The organism is Deltaproteobacteria bacterium PRO3, from assembly GCA_030263375.1.
Taxonomy (GTDB): domain Bacteria; phylum UBA10199; class UBA10199; order DSSB01; family DSSB01; genus DSSB01.
In genome coordinates, this window is record SZOV01000174.1 from 1 (window position 1) to 3,205 (window position 3,205).

The following is a 3,205-nucleotide window of genomic DNA, read 5'->3' on the forward strand; positions in this document are numbered from 1 at the left end:
CCCCGCGGCCAGATCCGCGAGCTGCATTCCGGCCCCATCACCATCCACCATGTGCGCGGCGGGGGCAGCATCTGGGTGGGCCTGCCGATCTGGGGCTTCGTCCGCGGCCTCTTCCCCGACTTGGGCGGACGCGCGACGCGGCGCGAGCGACGGCCCGACATGGGCCCGCTGGTCGCCCACCTGCCCGAGGCCGTGCGCGCCCTGCTGGGCGACGGGGACTTCTTCCGCATCGGCGGGGTCGCCATCAGCCGCGAGGCCTCCGGCGATTGGCGCACCCAGCTCGACGACCTGATCTTGAACATCCACGAGACGGACGGCCGCGGCCAATTCGGCGGCATCCGCGTGCCGCGCTTCGTGATGGAGGGCCGCGCGGGCGCCGACGGCCGGCGCCGCACCACCTTCGAACTGGATCCGAACTACTGGGCGAACATCTATCTCAACGACCCGGACCGCGGCGGCTCCTTCCGCTTCGTGCGCTGGCCGGTGCGAACGGGGCGCTGAGAAATCGCGAGGACTGAGGCATGACCCCTTGCAATAATTGCCACGGCGGCGAGGGCACGCGACCCAGCCGAAACGAATTGGAATGGCTGACGCGCGATCCGGCGCTGGGACCCGAGGGCGGCCGCAACGGCTCCGATGCGGCCGCGACGGTCCCGCCCGACATCGCCTGTCCCGCCCGCCCGCACTGGCCCGAGCGCCTCGCCCGGGACCGCGACCTACTGCCCGCCTTCTCTTGGTGGGTGCGGGAGAATTACCGCGAGACCTTGAGGGCCGCGCACCCGGGAGTCCGGCCTTATTTCGTCGACGTCCGGGACGCCTCCCTGGGCTTGAGCCTGGGCCTGCGCAGCTTCACCTACAATGCTTCGCGGCGGGAGGATTTCAACTCTTGGAGCACCTACACCACCGAAGTCCACGCGGCGCCGGGCGCGCGCCTGGAGCTTCGCCTCGAGGCGGAGGGGAACGAGCTACCCTTGGAGCGTGGCCTGTTGGCCCTGCACGGCGTCTCGGTCGACGGACCGTATTTCGCCAACCTCTCCGGGGTCTCGCGTCAGGCGATCTTCGAGTCCGACGGCGATCTCTGTCTCCTGCCCCAATCCCTGCTCGCCGACCCGCGGCAGGGACTGCTGGCCTCGCCTCACCCGCACTACACCGCGGGCATCGCCCTTTATCCCGAAATTTTCAACCTGGGCGGCGGTGCCGGCGTCTCGGCCCATCTCTGCCTGCCCCTGCCGACGGAATTCCGCTCGCCGGCGATCTCCGAGGCGCCTCCGCCCCGGGCCTATGAGCTCAACGACCTGCTGGGCCGGATCCAAAATTTTCGCGACAACCATCCGCCCCGGCCTGCGGGCTCGGAGTCGTGGCTAACGCGCCTCTTCCTCGGCAGCGGGCGAAGGCTGCAAAGCCTCTTCGAATTGGTCCAGACAGGCAGCGAGCTGAACTTGGAGCTCGGCGACCTCCAAGATCTCTTCCTTCCGGGGATGCTGGACCTGGGACCCTCGCGGTTGGGGCTGCGCGCCGTCGTGACGCCGGGGCGCGAGGTCGAGGCGACGCTGACGCCCCTCTCCCTCGTCTTCCAGGCGATGGGCTACGGGCGCGACCCGGACACGGAGGAGCCGCGCCTGATTTTGGATTCCGCGCGCGTGACGGGACCCGCGGAGGGTCCCGCCCTGCGCCTCCGCCTCGACCCTGTCGCCCGCGAGCTGCGCTCCTTGGAGGCGCAGGTCTCGCTGGAGGCCGTCTTTTCCCTGCTGCGGCCGGCTTGGCGCGGCCTGGGCTTAAGCGGCAACCTCCGCGTGGCGTTCCACGACGCGGGTCGCTGGGCCTTCGGGCTGAGCGATCTTTCGGTCACGGTGCCGGAGCTCCGCCTCTCCCTCGGCGACGCCGCGGCCGGCGCGGAGCCCGCCGTCCTGAGCGGCGCCCTGCGCGGCGGCGAGACGCCCCGTACCTTGCTGGGCGTGACGATCCCGCCGGGACTGCGCGGCGCATTCGATCCCGCCGCCGGCGAGCTGCACCTCGAGGGCAACCTGGTGTTGAGCGCCGAGCTCCGCGGCCCGCGGGGAAATTTCGAGTTGCGCGCGCCGCTGGCCTTCTTCACCACGCTTCGACTCGGCGCCGGGGGGCCCGCGCCCATCCCCGGCAGCACGGCGCTTTCCATCGAAGGCCTGGAGCTGATCGACGCCTCGAGCCGACGCGAGGTCTTCCGCGACGGGGAGCTGTTTTTCAGCGACGACCCCGACCAAGAAATTTTCCGCGATGGCCGCGTCCTCGAGGGCTTCTCGCTTAACGACGCGACGCTCGCGCGGCACCGCAGCCTCCCTGCGACGGTCGAGCTGCGCGGCGTCTGGGGAAACCACCATCGGGTCGACCTCCGCGGCCGCCTCCCGCTGCCGCTGCGCGACGCCGAGCCCCGCGCCTACGATTTCTCCGCCCTCCTCGAGGACGCCGCGGAGCTGCACTTAGACCTCCTCGACCTTAACCCGGCTCCCGCGCCGGGCGGGGCGCCCGCGCCGGCCCTCAACCTGATCGGCGGCATTCTCCGCGCCCAACGCTTCGCCGAGGCGGACGGACGAACGCTGTGGGACTTTCGGCTCGAAGGCGAGGCGTTTAGCCTCGGGCGCCAGGGCGGCTTGGTCTATTTGCGGCAGCCGCGGCTGGAGGCCGAGCTGGACCGTCTCGAGCTCCAGGCCGGCAACCTCCTGATCCGAGTCCCGCTTCTAGACCTTCGGGCAAACGAGGGGGGCAGCCCGGCCGGCCGCCTGCGCGGCCCAATCCGGGTCCGGCTCAACGGCACGGAGAGGGGCGGTCTCGAGGTGGAGCTGGACCCCCAAAGCCGCCCCACGGCGCTCCGCAACCTCGACCTGGCCTTCAACCTGCAAGGCCTCGACGTCCTGCCGCCGCGGCTACGGCGCAACCTGCCGGGCGGCGCCCGCTTCGTCGGCCTGGACGGCCACCTCGAGGGAAATTTCCGCATGAATTATCCCGAGGACCCACGGCGCTGGAACGGCAGCGGCGCGCTGCGGCTGCGCGGCGACCGGAGCGGCGACGTCTACTTGCTGGATTCCAGGCTCCGCCGCGTCGGGCCGCCGCTGATCCGAGACACCCGCTGGCGCTGGGACCGCGTCGACGGCGTCGACCTGCGGCGCGGCTACGCCCTGGGGGATTTCCACCTCGAGCTCCTGCTCAACCCGATGCCGCTCCTGGGGCC

The 3,205-nt window shown here is 71.2% G+C and carries 1 protein-coding gene; it reads left to right on the plus strand.

The window, feature by feature from the left end; genetic code table 11:
- Positions 1-521: 521 nt before the first annotated feature.
- Positions 522-3,205: hypothetical protein (locus tag FBR05_15060; GenBank protein ID MDL1873498.1), on the plus strand; the 2,684-nt coding region annotated here is incomplete at its 3' end.